We start from the raw sequence: 16,244 nt of genomic DNA, 5'->3' as shown, positions 1-16,244 counted from the left end.
AGCCCCCAAGTGGTCAGGATACAAGGGCCCCAATCACGCCGAGGAATCGGCCCGAGTCCGCGAGTCGCATCAGATCGGCACACCGCAACCGATTAGCTCCGGCAAGCAGTGGACAAACGACGGAAATTGAAGCGCCCCCACGAGGACAGGCAGGCCCCAGCAGGTCAGGATTCAGCCCCCGATTCGGCAGGAAACAGCCCCCAGCAGGTCAGGCTATCTCCCCCAAGCGGTCAGGAATGGCCTACCAACCTGTTGAAAGCAGGCAGTAATCTCGGCCTGAATCAGAATCTCTAGAATCGGAGAATCGCTCCCGCTGCTGGCGCAGCGGTGGTATTGATATTTTTTTGAGAACGAAGAGGGGAGGGGGACCGAGCGTCTGAGCCCGGAGAAAATTAATGCCTCTCACCGCACGACGTCCAACACAGCAGCTGGTCGACCTCGTCGGCACCCTCGGCGGCACCTGGCATCGCTATGTCGCGATGTGCCGCTGTCCGGCGCACAGCGACGCCACTCCGAGTCTCTCGATCCGCCAGGGCGATAGCGACATTCTCGTCACCTGCTTCGCCGGGTGCGCTCGCGACGACGTGTTGCGCGAGCTGCGCCGCGTGCGCGCCGATCGCCATTATCCGAGCCCCACCGAAGCTGGCCCACCGCGGACTGGGAACGTGTCGCGACTCTGGGACCAGGCCGTCGACGTGCGCGGCACGCTCGCCGAACGTTATCTTGGCCGACGCCATCTGCTTCCACCCCCCTCGGACATTCGCTTCCACCCGCGCTGCCCCTATCTTCCGAGGCCCAGGACGATCTTCGAACCGGCGCTGCTGGTCGCAGTCCGCAATCCCCGTCAGCTTGTCGCGGTGCAGCGGATCTTCCTTAACCCTGCCACGGCGGATTACACCAGCAAGCTCATGATCGGAACGCCGCAAAGCGGCGCGTGGCGGGGCGGGGGAGGGGGTGCGACCCTCGCGATCGCCGAAGGCTTCGAGACCGCGGCCGCTTTCACCCGGCTCCACGGCGTCCCGTGCTGGGCTTCGCTCGGCGCGCGCCGCCTCGACCAGCTTGTCATCCCGGGCAGCGTCACGACGCTTATGATTGCGCAAGATAACGACCCGGAGGGCCGACGCGCCGCAGACAAGGCCGAGGAACGTTATGCCCGGCAGGATCTCGCCATCCGTCGGGCACCTCCACCGCATGGCTTCAAGGACTGGGCGAAGGTTCTCGATGCCCGTGAACGGGATAAGCGCGGCTAGGTGTTCAGTCCCGGCATCTGGTGGATCGGATCGACGATGAACCGGTCTGGCTCTGACGTCCAGATCTTGGCGATGTATTCGTAGGGTGTGAGGCCGCTGAGCGTCTTGAGCCGGCGGGCAAAGTTGTAGGCGGCCATGAAGTCGGCGAGGTGCGTCCGGAGCTGGTCGTGGGTCTCGTAGTGGAAGCGTTTGACGGTTGCCTCCTTGATGGTGCGGTTCATCCGTTCGACCTGACCGTTCGTCCACGGGTGGTTCGGCTTGGTGAGCCGGTGTTCGATGTCGTTCGCCTCGCAGATCATGTCGAAGCGCATCTGGCGCGACCAGGCGGTGTTCCGGTTGCGCGGCTGCTCGGCGAACTGAATGCCATTATCGGTCAGGATCGTGTGTATCCGGTACGGCACGGCCTTCAGCAGGTGTTCGAGGAACTCCCATGCTGTGCGCCTATCGGCCTTGTCGACCAGCTGGGTGACTGCGAACTTGCTGGTGCGGTCTATGCCGACGAACAGATAGAGCTTTCCTTCGGCAGTTTGCACCTCGGCGATATCGATGTGGAAGAAACCAATCGGATAACGCTTGAAGCGCTGACGCTTGGGCTTGTCGCCCTCGACATCCGGTAGCCGTGAGATGCCGTGCCGCTGAAGGCAACGGTGCAGCGCTGAGCGGGTCAGGTGCGGTAGCGACGGCTGCAATGCGTAGAGGCAGTCGTCGAGCGGCAGCAGCGTGTGGCGACGGAACGCCACCACCATTGCCTCCTCCGCCTCGGTCAGGGTCGTTGAATGAGGGGCCTTCGGCCCGGTCTTCAGATCCTCGACCGTCGCCCTCTTACGCCACTTCGCCACCGTCTTGGGGTTGATCCCCAGCTCACGGCTCAGCGTCGCGAGCGAAGCTTGCGATCGCTGTATTGCTGCTCGGACAGCGTGCGTGGTCGTGGCGCTCCCGTGACGTACCTGTCCCATACGGCTTCCTTCCATTCCAACGAAAGGATCGCACCATCAAACCGTGGGATCAAACACCTAGGCTCGCCGCGCCGAAAGAGGGGAGGGGGATCGAGTGCGTGAAGCTGCCGAGGGTGCAGCCACGCAGGAGACCACCACATGACGACCCCAATCCATGCGGCCGAAGGCGCCGATCGCCGCGCCGCACGCCTCCTCCTTCCACATTTGCACGCAGGGGACACGATCACCCGTCGGCTGCTCAATGAGGCCATGGTCGAAGCCTTCGGCGGCTCCGACGCTGAAGGTCGCTGGACTCAGCGGGCCAGCTTCGAGGTTCTTGAACATGCGGTCGCGCTCCACCTGCGGGCTGCCGGGCCAAGCCTCTCCTCATTCGCTGACGTCACGGCGCTGATCGAGCTTTCATCTCGGCTGCCGACCCAGACCGTGCGCAGCGAAGAGCAGATCGAATGGCAGCAGTTCTCGACCCCCGTCGACATTGCCGCCGTTGCCGTGCTTCTCGCCAACATCCAGCCCGACGATGTGATCCTGGAGCCCAGCGCCGGCAACGGGCTTCTGGTGGCACAGATCCCGGCCCACCGGGCGCTCCACCTCAACGAACTCGACCGCTCGCGTCGTGCTCGGCTGCCAGACGTCTTCCCCAGCGCTGCGGTGACCGGCCACGACGGCGCGACCATCAACACCGTGTTTTCGGCAAGCGACCGCCCGACGCTCATCCTGATGAACCCGCCGTTCTCGCGCTCTCTCGGCCGCGGCGCAGACGACTATGCTGCCGTCCGCCATCTCCAGGCAGCCATTCGACGGCTGCAGGCAGGCGGACGACTGGTCGCGATCATGCCGGACTGGTTCGGCCCCAGCGCCAGGATGCGCGATCAGTATGAAACCATTCTGCGCGACGTCACGGTCCGGACCGCCATCAGGCTCGAGAACTGCTATCTCAAGCATGGGACCTCGATCGCGGTCCGCATGCTCGTCATCGACAAGACGCCGGGCAAGGCACCGCCCGCTACCATTCAGCGCTCCTCCATCGCGGATCTCATCGGCGCGCTCAGCGTCTCCGAACGATCGGCGGCGCGGGCGGAGCCGACCGTGACACGGCCCAACCGCTCGGGTGGCATTTCGTTCTTTCGGGCCGTCAAGAGCAGCCGCCCGGCACCCCGCGCCTATCACGCGCCCGTCCGCAACGATGTACTTCCTGTCGAATATGAGAAGCTGGCCACGCCGGCGCCCCTCCTCGAGCAGACGGGCGTCTACCTTCCCTACCGTCCGAGCCGCATCCTCTTCGCCAAGGCCGGCGATCACCCGACCCCGCTCGTGGAATCTGTGGCGATGGCGTCGATACCCGCGCCTATCCCCGACTATCTGCCTGCACTGCCTGAGCGAACTGTCGCCGAACGCCTGCTTTCCGCTTCGCAGCTCGAGACCGTCGTCTATGCCGGGCACGCATGGGCGCAGACCATCCCGGGACGTTTCAAGCCCGACAAGGAAGGCGTCGGGCTGGTCCTGGCGGAGGACGGCGACGCCTACCGCAAAGGATTCTTCCTCGGCGACGGCACTGGCGCGGGCAAGGGCCGTCAGATCGCGGCCTGCATCCTCGATAGCTGGCTCCAGGGACGCCGGCGGAATATCTGGGTCACCAAGAGCGCGCCGCTGCTCGAAGACGCGCGCCGCGACTGGACTGCTCTTGGCGGTCTCAGCGGCGACATCCAGCCCATCTCCAACTGGAAGATCGACGAGCCGATCAGGCTCGACCAGGGCGTCCTTCTCGTTACTTATCCCACCTTGCGCTCGCTGCGCGGCGATCACAGCCGGCTGAAACATATCGTCGACTGGGCGGGCGGCGATTTCGACGGGGTCATTGCATTCGACGAAGCGCACGAGATGGGCGGCGTGGCGGGCGGGGAGGGGGCGCTGGGCGCAAAGGAAGGATCGCAGCAGGGAATCTGCGGCGTCCTCCTCCAGAACCAGCTGCCAGGTGCGCGCGTGCTTTATGCGTCGGCTACCGGCGCATCCGACGTGAACAATCTCGCTTACGCGGTGCGGCTCGGTCTCTGGGGCCCGGAGACCGCCTTCGCGGACCGCGAGCAGTTCATCAGCGGCATCCGCAAAGGCGGTATCGCCGCGATGGAGCTGGTCGCGCGCGATCTCAAGGCGACCGGCCTCTACGTGGCACGCGCGCTCAGCTTCGCCGGCGTCGAATACGAGATCCTGCGCCACGAGCTGACACCCGCGCAGATCGCAATCTACGACACCTATGCCGATGCCTGGGCCATCATCCACCAGAACATGGAGCGGGCGCTCGAGCTGACCAGCGTCGTCGATGGCCTGGAAAGCACGACGCTTAACAGCGGCGCCAAGGCCTCCGCGCGGTCACGCTTCGAATCGACCAAGCAGCGCTTCTTCGGCCAGGTCCTCCTCTCGATGAAGCTGCCGACCGTGATCGCGGCCGTTCAGGACCATTTGGCAAATGGACAGTCGGTCGTGCTTCAACTCGTCACCACGGCCGAGTCCATCCTCGATCGCCGGCTCGGCGCGTTGAGCCCCGACGAGCGGGCCGACCTCGAGATCGACCTCTCGCCCCGCGAATATGTGATCGACTATCTCGAACGCGCCTTCCCGACCCGGCAGATGCGGGTGTTCACCGACGACACGGGAACGCAACGCTCCCTGCCGATGGAGGACGAGGCGGGCAATCCGGTCTACAACCCCGAAGCCGAGGCCGCGCGCACCCAGCTCATCGAGCATCTCTGCGCGCTGCCGCCCATCATGTCGGCGCTCGACGGGCTGCTCGAGCACTTCGGCCACGACAATGTGGCAGAAGTGACCGGGCGGACCAAGCGGCTGATCTCGACCGGAGACGGTCGGCAGAAGCTGGAGACCCGCTCCAGCAGGACCAGCCAGGCCGAGGCGGCTGCCTTCATGCAACGCCGCAAGCGCGTCCTCATCTTCTCGGACGCCGGCGGCACCGGCCGGTCGTACCACGCGTCCCGCGATGCCGTGAACCAGGAGCAGCGCGTTCACCTGCTCCTCGAGCCGGGCTGGCGCGCCGATCGAGCCATCCAGGGCCTGGGTCGCACTCATCGCACCCACCAGGCGAGCACGCCGCTTTTCCGGCCGGTCACGACCGACTGCAAGGGCGAGCTGCGCTTCACGAGCACGATCGCTCGCCGGCTGGACAGCCTCGGCGCGCTCACCCGCGGCCAGCGCCAGACAGGCGGTCAAAACCTCTTCGATCCTGCCGACAATCTCGAGAGCGAGTATGCCTGTGCGGCGCTGGTGAGCTGGTTCCACCTGCTCGTAGGCGGCAAGCTGACCAGCGTCAGCCAAGCCGAGTTCGAGCGGCGCACCGGGCTCGAGCTCTGCGACAAGGACGGCGTCATGAAGGACGAGCTCCCGCCCATCCAGCGCTGGCTCAATCGCATCCTGGCGCTTCCGATCGCGCTCCAGAACAGGATCTTCGACGAGTTCCTTGCGCTGGTGGAAACCCGGGTCTCGGCCGCGCGCGACGCCGGCAGGCTCGACGTCGGCGTCGAGACCATCCTCGTCGACACGGCAACGCTGACGGACGACACGCTGCTCAGAACCGACCCGGTCAGCGGCGCAACCTCGCATCTTCTCACCATCGAGATCGCGCATCGACGCACGCCGGTCCCGCTCGAACGCATCCTTCACATCGCCGATGCCGATGCGACCGCGGCATTTCTGGTCAACGGCAAGTCCGGCATGGTGGCCCTCCAGACGCGGGCCCGCTCGCTCATGGAGGAGAAGGAGGGCACCCCAATCCCGCGCCTCGAGCTGACGCGGCCGACGCGCCGCGAATATCTGCGCGAGCAGGAGCTCTTCGAAAGTGCCTGGACGATGATTGATCGCGAAGCCTTCTGCGCGAAATGGCGGGAGGAAGCCGAGCGCGCCGCCAACAAGGTCGACACCGAGACGATCCGTCTTGCGACCGGACTCCTCCTGCCGATCTGGTCGGCGCTGCCCAGCGACCATCTTGTGGTCAACCGCATCGCCGACAAGGCTGGGAACAGCTGGCTGGGCCGTCTCGTCTTCGACGAGCATGTTGTTCAGCTCTTCACCAAGCTCGGCCTGGATCGCGCCGAGGACCTGCCCGCGAGCGACATCGCGAAATCGGCCTTCTCCGGCCGTAGCGTCGACCTCAGCCGCCCCTTCCCGATGACGATCAAGCGCGCGCTCGTGAACGGATCGCCGCGCATCGAGCTGGTTGGCGCGCCGGCTCAGCAGATCGCGTGGCTGAAGTCGATCGGCTGCTTCACGGAGGTGATCCAGTACCGCACGCGGGTGTTCCTGCCGGTGCCCGCCGCCGCGGAGGTGCTCGAGCGCATCCTGGCCGGCAGCGGCTGACGGACCGGACTCTGCCCGGGGCCGCCGGGACGTCTCGGGAAAGGGGAGGGGGAGCGGGGGTGGTGTCCGGGAGATGCCGGACGCCACCAGGAGTTCCCCCGATGATCCAGACCGTCAAACTGAACAAGCTGCGCCTGTCGCCGATCAACGTGCGCACCGCGCCTGACGAGCAGCTCCAGATCGAGCCCATGGCCGCGAGCATCGAAGCCAAAGGCGTTCTCCAGAACCTGCTCGTCACACCGGCAAAGAAGCCCAGGGGCACCTATGAGGTATTCGACGGAGGACGCCGCTGGCGCGCGCTCCGGCTCCTCGCCGATCGCGGGTCGATCAGCGATGCCGACTTCGACGTGCCCGTCATGGTGCTGACCGGCGACGATGCCGAGCTTTCCGAGACCTCCACCGCAACGAACTTCCACCAGCTCAAGATGACGCCGGCGGAAGAATGCCGCGCGTTCCAGCATTTCATCGGCACGACCGGAGACATCGACGCGGTCGCCAAGCGCTTCGGCGTAACCCGGCGCTTCGTCGAAGGCCGCCTGCGCCTTGCCTCGCTCGCGGAGCCGATCTTCGAAGCGCTGAGCAAGGGCGAGATCACGCTCGATATCGCAAAGGCCTACGCCTCCACCGAAAGCCAGGACAAGCAGCTCCTCGTCTGGAGCAGCTATCAGCATAGCCACGTCACGGCCGACACGATCCGGCGCGTGATCGCTAACGAAACGCTCAAGGCGAGCGATCCGATCGCCATGCTGGTAGGGGAGGCGCGCTACCGCCACGCCGGCGGCAAGATCGACGGCGACCTTTTCACCGATGGGAACGATCGCTGGGTCAACCCTGAGATCGCGCATCGGCTTGCCGGCGAGATCATGGAAGCGGAGGCGAAGCGCATCGGTGAGGAAACCGGACTTGCCTGGATCCGGCCGATCGCCAGCAACTACGCGCACAACGCCGCCCACGGCCTTTACCGCGCCATTCTCCAACCACCTCCTCTCAGCGACGAACAAAAAGCGCGCCTCGTCGAGATCGAGGAGCGTCGCGGCGTCCTCGAGGTGGCGATGCAGGACGAGCAGCTCACCGAAGAGGCGTTCGAGCTGCTCGACCAGGAAGATGACCGACTCATCGCCGAGGCGGAAGCGATCGAGAACCGCGCGCCGGTGCTTCCCGACGAGCTGCGGCCTCATGTCGGCGCCTTCCTGCTGCTGACGCCCCAGGGCGAGATGCGTCTCGACACGCAGTATTACAGCGAGCAGGAAATCCTGATCGAGCGGCCGGACGACAGCGGCGGCGATGTCGGGGAAGGGGATGAACCGGAGCAGCCGTCCCGCAACTTCCGCGTCGGCGGCGACGCTCCGGCCGAACCGACCTACCGGCGCGAGGCGGTCGCGCCCGGCGGCAAGCCGCTCAGCGCGCGCCTCTATGACGAGCTCGCGGTCCAGCGCCGCGACATTCTCGCCTCCTGCCTCCTGGCACAGCCGGCGCTGGCGCTCGACTATGCTCTGTTCGTGATGGTCGACGCCCGGACCAATCCGTCGGGCGGTCTCGCCAGTAGCTCGACCGAGTACGGCACGACGATCCGTGCCATGGGTCCGCAGGATCCTGCGACCGGCGACATGCCGGCGTCTCGCGCGCGCGAATATCTGGCTGAAGCCCATGACGGTCTCGACGCGGGCTGGACCGAGTTCGACAGCGAGGTCGACCGGTTCGAGGCGTTCCGAGCGCTCGACGATGACAGCAAGGCGAACTGGCTTGCCCACATCGTCGCGATGTCGCTCGAAGCCAAGCCGGGCCTCTCGAACGAGCAGATCCCGCTGCACAATCGAATGGCCTCGATCCTCGACATCGATGTGGCGAGCTGGTGGCGCCCGACGTCGGCGAACTTCTTCGATCGAGTGAACAAGGGCAGCATCATGAGCCTCCTTTATGACGTCGGCGGTCCGGCGCTCTCCGCCCGCCATGCCTCGCTCAAGAAGACGGAGATCTCGGAAAGCTGCCAGAAGCTGTTCGCGGGCGAGTCGATCGTCGAACCCGAGGTCAAGGCGGCCGCGCTAGCCTGGGTGCCCAACGCGATGCGCTTCCTCGATATCCACACCGGTTCGGCATCCAGTCCCGCGACCGAAGATGCGTTCGACATCGGCGATGACTTCGCTGACGGCGGCGAGCCGGGCGTGCCCGAAGGTTCAGCCGCCGGAGAGCTCGAAGACGCTGACGCCTGACTCAGCCGGCCGCTGGCGCCGGCGATGGACCGGCTTCAGCGTCGACCATCGCCTCCTCAGCAACCTGCCGCCGGCGCCTTGCGCGTCGGCGGTGCTTCCTGGCCACTTGGAGCCCACTGCCATGTCCGCAAAATCCAGGTCGAGCCGCGACGTCGCGGCGGAGATCACCGGTCTTATCATCCGCAAGCTCGAGGAAGGCGTCGCGCCTTGGAGCCGACCCTGGCGCGTCGGCGGCGCGGGCGGACGCCCGCTGCGTCATTGCGGTACGCCCTACACGGGCATCAACACCGTCTACCTGTGGGCCATCGCCGATGCGAACGGCTACCGGTCGCGCTACTGGATGACCTATCGTCAGGCAGAAGAGCTCGGCGGGCATGTTCGCCGGGGCGAGACCGGCTCATTGTCGGTCTATTATTCGAGCTTCAAGAAGACAGAGGCCAATCCGGTCACGGGCGCCGAGAGCGAGCGCAACATTCGCTTCCTGCGCCACTACATCGTTTTCAACGCTGACCAGATCGATGGCCTGCCGGCCTATTTCTATCCTGCCGAAGACGACATCGCTCCCGTCGATCCGTCGGTTCGGCAGAGCGCTATCGACGGCTTCTTCGGTGCCATTCCGGCCGAGGTCCGCCACGGCGGCGACCGCGCCTTCTTCCATCCAACTTTCGACTACATCCAGATGCCGCACCAGCGCTCGTTCAGGACGATGGATCATTATGCCTCGGTCCGTGCGCACGAGACGACCCATTGGTCGGGCGGCACCAGCCGTCTCGCCAGGACCTTCGGCAAGCGTTTCGGGGATCAGGCCTATAGCTTCGAGGAACTCGTCGCGGAGATCGGCAGCGGCTTGGTGTGCGCACATCTCGGGCTCCCGAACGAGCTCCACGACAGTCACGCAAGTTACGTCGCGCACTGGCTCGGCATTCTGCGGGCGGACAAGACCGCGATCATTCATGCCGCTTCCAAGGCCGAGCAGGCCTTCAACTATCTGCTCGCCTTCAGCGGCGGGCAGATGAGTGCGACCAGCATCGCTCCGGTCGTAGCAACCGAGCAGCCGTTGGCCGCAGCCGGATAGGCGCGCTGCCGACCCGCCACCAGCAAAGGAGATGCTTCTATGGGATGGCTCACGATGCCGCTCCGTTCGATGGGCGGACGCGCCACGGCGAAAGCCTATCTCGATGACCAGTTCACCTATGTCCGTGAGGTGGAAGGTGGCACCTCAGGCCTGAGGGTGCTCGCTTCATCCTGTCCGCAGAACCGAACCTACTACGCCGCGGTCCAGGTCCTGACGAACGGGGTCGGAGGCGAAGTCTTCGCGGTCATCTGCAAGGTGCTTTGGAACCCCGCCAGCAAGTCGGGCGAGCAGTTCGGTTACAAGGACAGTGCGCCGTTGCGGCGCTGAAATGGAGTATCAGTGATGATGAGGTAAGTTGAGAATGCCTCTGCTCGCCGGACTAACCTCGGGCCTCACAAGGTCTGAAATCCCGAAAGGGACGGGGAACAATAGCATGTTCGGAAAAGGCCAGATGCGTCTTAGTCGCAAATGGAGGCGATGACGGTCAGGGCAAGGTGCGTATGGTGAAGGCTACACTGCTTAAATCCCAGTCTGCAGCAATCTATATAGCGATACTGGCGAAAGCGACTGTCACGCCAGGTCCGGATGATGACAGCGGTCTCATGTCTTGGCCGCCTGTTTCTCAGCCCATCCGGTGCGCCTCTCGTCGAGGGGTTTAGTGGACGAACGGGACACCTAACCGCGCCGCATCTCCATTCAGCGTAACTACGGGATGCCCTAAACAGGCGGCTTCTGCCGGCCTGCATGGGTACGGAGCCGCCATATTACTCAAATGCCCGGGGTAATGCCCGGGACATCGACCTCTTCGGAGGCGGCGGTGCAACTGTATAAGGTCTCGAGCGATCGGGCCGAAAGCGGGGAAGACCGGGGGAAGGGCGGCAGCTGTGATTCTTCAACCACCGATCATGGGGTGTGCTGATGCTGCCAGAAACTGTGAAAGGCCGGTTGGAGGCCATTCCGGCGCTCGTTGCGTCGGGCAAAAGGGTGAATGGACTCTATCGTCTGATGGGGTCTCGCCTCCTTTGGGAGGAGGGGCTCCAGAAGATCGGATCCAACAAGGGTGCGATGACGCCGGGTATTGACGGCGAGACCTTCGCGGACTTCGGACCGGAAGACCTCGACCCGATTATCGCCAGCGTGACGGCAGGGACCTATGATCCCAAACCAGTGCGTCGGGTGTTTATCCCGAAAGGCAAGGGCAAACGGCGTCCGCTGGGCATTCCCACGCGCGACGACCGCCTCGTTCAGGAAGTGGCGCGGCAACTGCTCGAACGGATCTATGAACCGGTGTTCTCGAACGCCTCCCATGGATTCCGGCCGGGCCGGTCGTGTCATACGGCGCTTGAACACGTCAAAGCCGTATGGACGGGGGTGAAATGGCTCGTAGATGTGGATGTCGCGGGGTTCTTCGAGAACATCGACCACGACATCCTCCTGCGGCTGTTGCGGAAAAGGATCGATGACGAGAAATTCATCGGCTTGATCGGCAGCATGCTTAAGGCGGGTGTTATGGAAGACCGGGTTCACACCCGGACCTACAGCGGCACTCCGCAGGGCGGTATCGTCTCTCCAATCTTGGCCAACATCTACCTCCATGAACTCGATATGTTCATGGCGGAACGGATCGCGGCTTTCGAGAGGGGGAAGGTCCGTGCCACGAACCCGGAATATGGGCGACTGGCTGGGCGCATCCAGAAACAACGGAAGCGCGTCACCATGCTGCGGGCCAAAGACAATGTCGACGAGGTGAAGGTTGCGGCCTCCTTGGCCAAAATCCAAACCTTACTGCCGCAAAAGCGGTCCATCCCGTCGAGAGACGCGATGGACCCCGGTTATCGCCGACTTCGTTACTGTCGCTACGCGGACGACTTCATGATTGGGGTTATCGGTAGCAAGGAGGATGCACGAAGCGTGTTCGCCGAAGTCAGGGCATTCCTGACCGAGGCGCTGGCGCTCACGGTGTCCGAGGAGAAAAGCGGTATCCGCAAGGCGAGCGATGGAGCCGCCTTCCTTGGATATGAGGTCCGCACATATACGACACGCCAACGGGTTGTCCGGAGCCGACAAGGTTCCGTCAGCTTCCTTCGTAGGCCGCCGTCGGAAGTGATGCAGCTGCATGTCCCTTGGGAGAAGGTCCACGCGTTCGCTTCTGCAAAAGGTTATGGTGATCTGTCGGTGTTGAAGCCGCGTCATCGTAGCCTGCTGCTCAGCTGCAGCGACGTTGAGATCGTCCTAGCTTACAACGCCGAATTGCGGGGTTTTGCGAACTACTATGCTCTCGCCAAGGATGTGAGCTTCAAGCTGAACAGGCTTGAGTTTCTCCAGCGGTGGAGCTTGTTCAAGACCTTGGCCAGCAAGCACAAAACCAATGTGCGAGCGGTCGTGGCCCGCATGAGGACGGGGCAGGAATTCACCATCGGCTACGACGTCGATGGCCAGCCCCGATCGGTCAAAGTCTGGAAACTGGCTCATCTGAAACGTGATCCGGCCACCTCGTCCAGGATTGATATCCAGCCTTGGACGCAGGTGTTCACCCACTCACGTACGGACTGGGTTGATCGTCAGAATGCCAAGCAATGCGAGGCTTGCGGTCGATCCGATGTTCCGTGTCAGGTGCACCATATCCGGGGGATGGCCGATGTTTCGCACCGCGGTTTTGTCGTGAGAATGAAGGTGGCACGCGCCCGCAGGACGGTGGTCCTGTGCGAGCAATGCCACTGGGATACTCACAGAGGCCGCCTGCCCGATCTACGGCAAAGTGATGGTTCGTCACAGTGGAGAGCCGCATGCGGTGAAAGCTGCACGTGCGGTTCGGCGGGGGGATCAGGGCTGACTCCATGAGCAGCACCAATCCTACCCGACTGACCGAAGCAATGGGGCCATGCGAGGACCATTGCCCGCGGCACATACTCGATCTTCTCACCCCCACCGACCGGGAGCATGCCATCGACTGGCGACGGCGCTGCGCCGAGAATCTCATGCGGCGCGCCCGCAGGCTCGAGGATGGCGATCGGATCAGGCTGGAGACACCGCTCACGTTCAACGATGGGCATGTCGGCCAGGAGTTTGTTGTCGAGAAGCGCGGCCGCAAGCTGTGCTTCCGGAATCCTGAGACCGGTTGTCGCTATCGTATCAGCCGCTTCATGGATCGGCAGTGGCAAGTCGTGCCGACCACCAAGGTCCACAAGACGATCTTTGCCTGAGCCGGTGAGCCGGTATCATGTCTTCCGAAGAGGAACCCCCATGTCTGCTCCCGACCCTGGCCTTTCGCCGAAGCGTCTGCTCCTGTGCAGTCGCGAGAACGCCCAGCGCGTCGCCACGCGCCTTTTCGACCTGCAGCCCGGCCGCGTCAGCATCGTGCGGACCGGCAATCCCCTGCAGCCTTTCCGCGTCTGCACCATGCCCTGCCGCGGCGAGCGGGTTGAGGTCGAGATGGTGTCCTGATGCGCCTACTCGCACCCTCCGTTCTCGCGGTGGCGATGCTCGGTCCGGCCGCGCCGAGCGGCGCACAAACGTTTGAAGCGCAGGCGCGCGCGCTCGACGGCGACACCGTTGCCGTCGACTTCCGGTTGCTTGGCAAGTTTATCCCGTGATTATTATGCTGCGGTTGGTGCTGAGGCAATTCAGGCCGGCCGACGCGCTATCCCAAAAAGCTGGCGGCGGCCGGCCTGAATTGCCTCAGCTGTCGAGCCACGCTTCAAGGTGGCTATCGCCACCGACCTGGATCGCGCTGCTGAGTTGAGTTTCGACCACGACGCCGGTCCGAAGAAAACATACCCGGTCGGCGCTTGCAGCCACGTCCTCAATGTCATGCGTGACGAAGACGATAGGGACCGGCGTCGTAGTGCGTAGCTCCGCGATCAATCGGTGTAGCGCGCGGCGCGTCGGTCGATCGACTGCCGAAAATGGCTCGTCAAACAGCAGCACGTCGGGATCACGCGCCAATGCCCGCGCAAGTGCGACACGCTGTTGCTGTCCTCCGGATAAGGCATCGGGGCGACGATCAGCGAACCCGTCCAGATGGACCCGCCCAAGCAGTTCAACTGCCGCCCCGTGCCGTGTAGTCTTGGGACGGTCCACCATCGCCTCCATGACGTTCTCGATCGCGGTCAGGTGAGGAAACAGGGCATAGGATTGGAACACGACGCCGACACGGCGTTGTCGTGCCGGGACATCGATCTTAGCGCGATCATCAAACCAGACATGCCCGTTCGCGACGATGCGCCCCTGCCGGGCCGGATACAGCCCTGCGATCGTCCGCAGGATCGTCGTCTTGCCAGCGCCCGATGGTCCGATCAGTGCCAATGTCTCGTTCGGCGCGACCTCGAACTCTACATCGAGCGGGATTGGTCCTGCTTGGTGGATCGCCACATGCAGCCCGTCACCCATGCCGGTGCCTCCGTCCGGTCAGCACAAAACTGAGCGTCACCGCGGCGAGGGATATCGCCATCAGCACAGCCGCCATGCGGGCAGCGGCCGGATTATCGAACGCCTGCACGCGATCGTAGATCGACAGCGCGAGCGTGCGCGTTTCGCCGGGGAGCGAACCGCCTACCATCAGCACGACGCCAAACTCCCCGAGCGTATGCGCGAAGGCCAGAACCGCGCCGGTAATGATCCCCGGCCATGCCAACGGCAGTTCAATCCGCCAGAACGTCCGCCAGCGCGAATGTCCGCAGGTGGCGGACGCATCGCGAAGTGGTTGACCCACGGCCTCGAACGCGCGCTGTGCGGGCTGGATCGCAAAGGGCAGGTTCACGAGGACGGACGCGACCAGCACCCCTTGGAAGCTGAACACCAGCGCCCCGCCGAACAGCGCCGTCCATGCGTGGCCTATTGGCGAATCCGGCCCCATGCCGACCAGCAGATAGAAGCCGATAACAGTCGGAGGCAGGACAAGCGGCAGCGTCAACGCCGCTTCGATCAATGCGCGGCCTCGCATTTGTGTCGTCGCCAGCCAACGTCCTGCGACAATCGCGACCGGCAAGAGGATCGCGATCGTTAGACAGCCGAGCAGCACCGAAAGGCGAAGCGCCTGCCAGTCCATCGGCCGGGATCAACGCTCACCGGGAAGTGCGAAGCCGTACCGCACGAGGATACGCCGTGCGGCCGGCTGCTGCACGTATGCGTAGAAGCGCTGCGCCGTCGCGCTGGCGCCCTTCATTAGCACCATCCGCTGACGCAACGGCTTGTGCCAGGTGGCGGGCAACAGCTTGTAGCTGGCGCGTGCCGCAAATGCTGGGTCGAGGACCAGTGCATAGGAGACGATCCCGCCCTGCGCACCGCCAGCAGTCGCGAATTGCAGCGCCTGCGACACGTTCTCGCCCATGACGATCTTACCCGCGAGGGGTTGCCACAGTTTGACGTGCTGCAACGCCTCGCGGGCGCGCTCGCCATAGGGTGCATGGTCGGGATTGGCGATGGCGAAGCGGGTAATCTGTCCCCGCGCGAGCGCGCTGCGCAGCCCTGTGAGATTGCTGTCGAGCATCAACGGTGAACCCTTGGGCGCGACCACGGCCAGCCGTCCGATCGCGTAGAGCTTGCCGGCGTTCGCCGCTTTGCCTGCCTTAGCGAGGTCGATCGCATATTGCTCGTCGGCCGAGAGGAAGAGCTGGAACGGTGCGCCCTGCCGGATCTGCTGGAAGAACGTGCCTGACGACCCGAATGTCAGCTTCACCTCCTGCCCCGTGTCGCGCTTGAACGCCGCTGCAACATCGGTCAGCGCCACCCGAAGATCGGCAGCAGCGGCGATGTTCGGCACGTCTTGCGCCATTGCCGGCGTCGCCGTGCCAAGCGCGATGCCGATCAACACAAAGCGCCGGGAAATAAGGGAAAACGGCTTCATATTGGCCTCGGTCGTTGTATGCACGGGCGCACATCCAACCCGGAGGCCGGACTGTCAATGCAACATGCTTCCGAACGTCCGGCCGCTCCTTTAGGTTACGGCGATGGCGCGCGAGACAATTACAGGCCCGTTGAAGGTGAAGGCGCAGGTTCTCGTTGGGCGCTCGATCGCGATCGGACCCGGCAAGGCCGATCTGCTGGCGGCGGTTGCACGAACCGGATCGATCGCGGCAGCGGGGCGCGAACTCGGTTTCAGCTATCGTCGCACGCGCGACATGATCGACACCCTAAATGCCTGCTGGAAGGTGCCGTTGGTCATAGCGGCGCGGGGCGGCAGTCATGGGGGCGGTGCAACCCTGACGGACGCCGGGGTAACGTTGCTCGAACGCTATCGCGCCCTCGATGCGGCGATCCAGCGTGCGGCAAAGTCACATTCGGCTGCACTGCTGGCCCTGCTGGGGCCGGTCGATGAACCCGCCCGAGACTGAAACGGCACCCGCGCGTCCGACGCTAGCCGCGATTGCTGACGTGTTCGTGCGCTATGCGA

13 protein-coding genes and 1 pseudogene are annotated in these 16,244 nt (G+C 64.2%); 10 read left to right on the top strand and 4 right to left on the bottom strand.

Annotated elements, in window-relative coordinates:
• The first annotated feature begins 395 nt into the window (after positions 1 to 395).
• Entirely contained in the window at positions 396 to 1,250 is an 855-nt protein-coding gene (locus tag ACH0AE_RS15975) for a toprim domain-containing protein (RefSeq protein WP_406875942.1), read from the top strand.
• On the opposite strand, the gene ACH0AE_RS15970 is transcribed toward ACH0AE_RS15975, so the two are convergent.
• Positions 1,247 to 2,206, bottom strand: a complete 960-nt coding sequence (locus ACH0AE_RS15970) for an IS481 family transposase (protein WP_035386709.1) — start codon at positions 2,204 to 2,206, stop codon at positions 1,247 to 1,249. The genes ACH0AE_RS15975 and ACH0AE_RS15970 overlap by 4 nt on opposite strands.
• Before the next feature lie 138 nt (positions 2,207 to 2,344).
• On the opposite strand from ACH0AE_RS15970, the gene ACH0AE_RS15965 reads away from it, so the two are divergent.
• From ACH0AE_RS15965 to ACH0AE_RS15930, 8 genes and pseudogenes are all read left to right on the top strand, one after another.
• Positions 2,345 to 6,568 (top strand): strawberry notch-like NTP hydrolase domain-containing protein, encoded by a 4,224-nt coding sequence (locus tag ACH0AE_RS15965; RefSeq protein WP_406875941.1) that lies wholly within the window; start codon positions 2,345 to 2,347, stop codon positions 6,566 to 6,568.
• Positions 6,569 to 6,669: 101 nt separating this feature from the next.
• Positions 6,670 to 8,778, top strand: coding sequence for a ParB/RepB/Spo0J family partition protein (locus tag ACH0AE_RS15960; RefSeq protein ID WP_406875939.1), 2,109 nt, complete (start codon positions 6,670 to 6,672; stop codon positions 8,776 to 8,778).
• A 121-nt stretch (positions 8,779 to 8,899) separates the two neighbouring features.
• Positions 8,900 to 9,853, top strand: coding sequence for an ArdC family protein (locus tag ACH0AE_RS15955; RefSeq protein ID WP_406875938.1), 954 nt, complete (start codon positions 8,900 to 8,902; stop codon positions 9,851 to 9,853).
• Between the two features lie 39 nt (positions 9,854 to 9,892).
• Positions 9,893 to 10,159: pseudogene (locus ACH0AE_RS15950) on the top strand (hypothetical protein); the annotation flags it as partial.
• 612 nt (positions 10,160 to 10,771) lie between these two features.
• Entirely contained in the window at positions 10,772 to 12,694 is a 1,923-nt protein-coding gene (locus ACH0AE_RS15945) for a reverse transcriptase domain-containing protein (RefSeq protein ID WP_024018999.1), read from the top strand.
• A complete protein-coding gene (locus tag ACH0AE_RS15940) occupies positions 12,691 to 13,056 on the top strand; it encodes a DUF6927 domain-containing protein (protein ID WP_406875937.1) in 366 nt (121 codons plus the stop codon). Before ACH0AE_RS15945 ends, ACH0AE_RS15940 begins: the two co-directional genes overlap by 4 nt.
• A 40-nt stretch (positions 13,057 to 13,096) precedes the next feature.
• Positions 13,097 to 13,297, top strand: a complete 201-nt coding sequence (locus ACH0AE_RS15935; RefSeq protein WP_406875936.1) for a hypothetical protein — start codon at positions 13,097 to 13,099, stop codon at positions 13,295 to 13,297.
• Positions 13,297 to 13,446, top strand: coding sequence for a hypothetical protein (locus tag ACH0AE_RS15930; RefSeq protein ID WP_406875935.1), 150 nt, complete (start codon positions 13,297 to 13,299; stop codon positions 13,444 to 13,446). The genes ACH0AE_RS15935 and ACH0AE_RS15930 overlap by 1 nt, the downstream gene beginning before the upstream one ends.
• Positions 13,447 to 13,531: 85 nt before the next feature.
• Here ACH0AE_RS15930 and ACH0AE_RS15925 read toward each other — a convergent pair whose 3' ends face one another.
• The 3 genes from ACH0AE_RS15925 to modA are packed head-to-tail and all read right to left on the bottom strand — an operon-like array spanning position 13,532 to position 15,698.
• The gene (locus ACH0AE_RS15925; RefSeq protein WP_406875934.1) at positions 13,532 to 14,242 is read right to left on the bottom strand and encodes a sulfate/molybdate ABC transporter ATP-binding protein; all 711 of its coding nucleotides are present in this window, start codon (positions 14,240 to 14,242) and stop codon (positions 13,532 to 13,534) included.
• Positions 14,235 to 14,900 (bottom strand): molybdate ABC transporter permease subunit, encoded by a 666-nt coding sequence (modB, locus tag ACH0AE_RS15920; protein ID WP_406875933.1) that lies wholly within the window; start codon positions 14,898 to 14,900, stop codon positions 14,235 to 14,237. Before modB ends, ACH0AE_RS15925 begins: the two co-directional genes overlap by 8 nt.
• Positions 14,901 to 14,909: 9 nt before the next feature.
• Positions 14,910 to 15,698: a molybdate ABC transporter substrate-binding protein gene (modA, locus tag ACH0AE_RS15915; protein ID WP_406875932.1), complete on the bottom strand. Its 789-nt coding sequence runs from the start codon at positions 15,696 to 15,698 to the stop codon at positions 14,910 to 14,912.
• 103 nt (positions 15,699 to 15,801) lie between these two features.
• On the opposite strand from modA, the gene ACH0AE_RS15910 reads away from it, so the two are divergent.
• Positions 15,802 to 16,185 (top strand): winged helix-turn-helix domain-containing protein, encoded by a 384-nt coding sequence (locus ACH0AE_RS15910; RefSeq protein ID WP_406875931.1) that lies wholly within the window; start codon positions 15,802 to 15,804, stop codon positions 16,183 to 16,185.
• Positions 16,186 to 16,244: the final 59 nt, after the last annotated feature.

Source organism: Sphingomonas sp. 179-A 2A2 NHS (assembly GCF_045371305.1).
Classification (GTDB): Bacteria; Pseudomonadota; Alphaproteobacteria; order Sphingomonadales; family Sphingomonadaceae; genus Sphingomonas.
The sequence above is the reverse complement of the archived record's forward strand: the minus strand, read 5'-3'. Positions and strand labels throughout refer to the sequence as shown.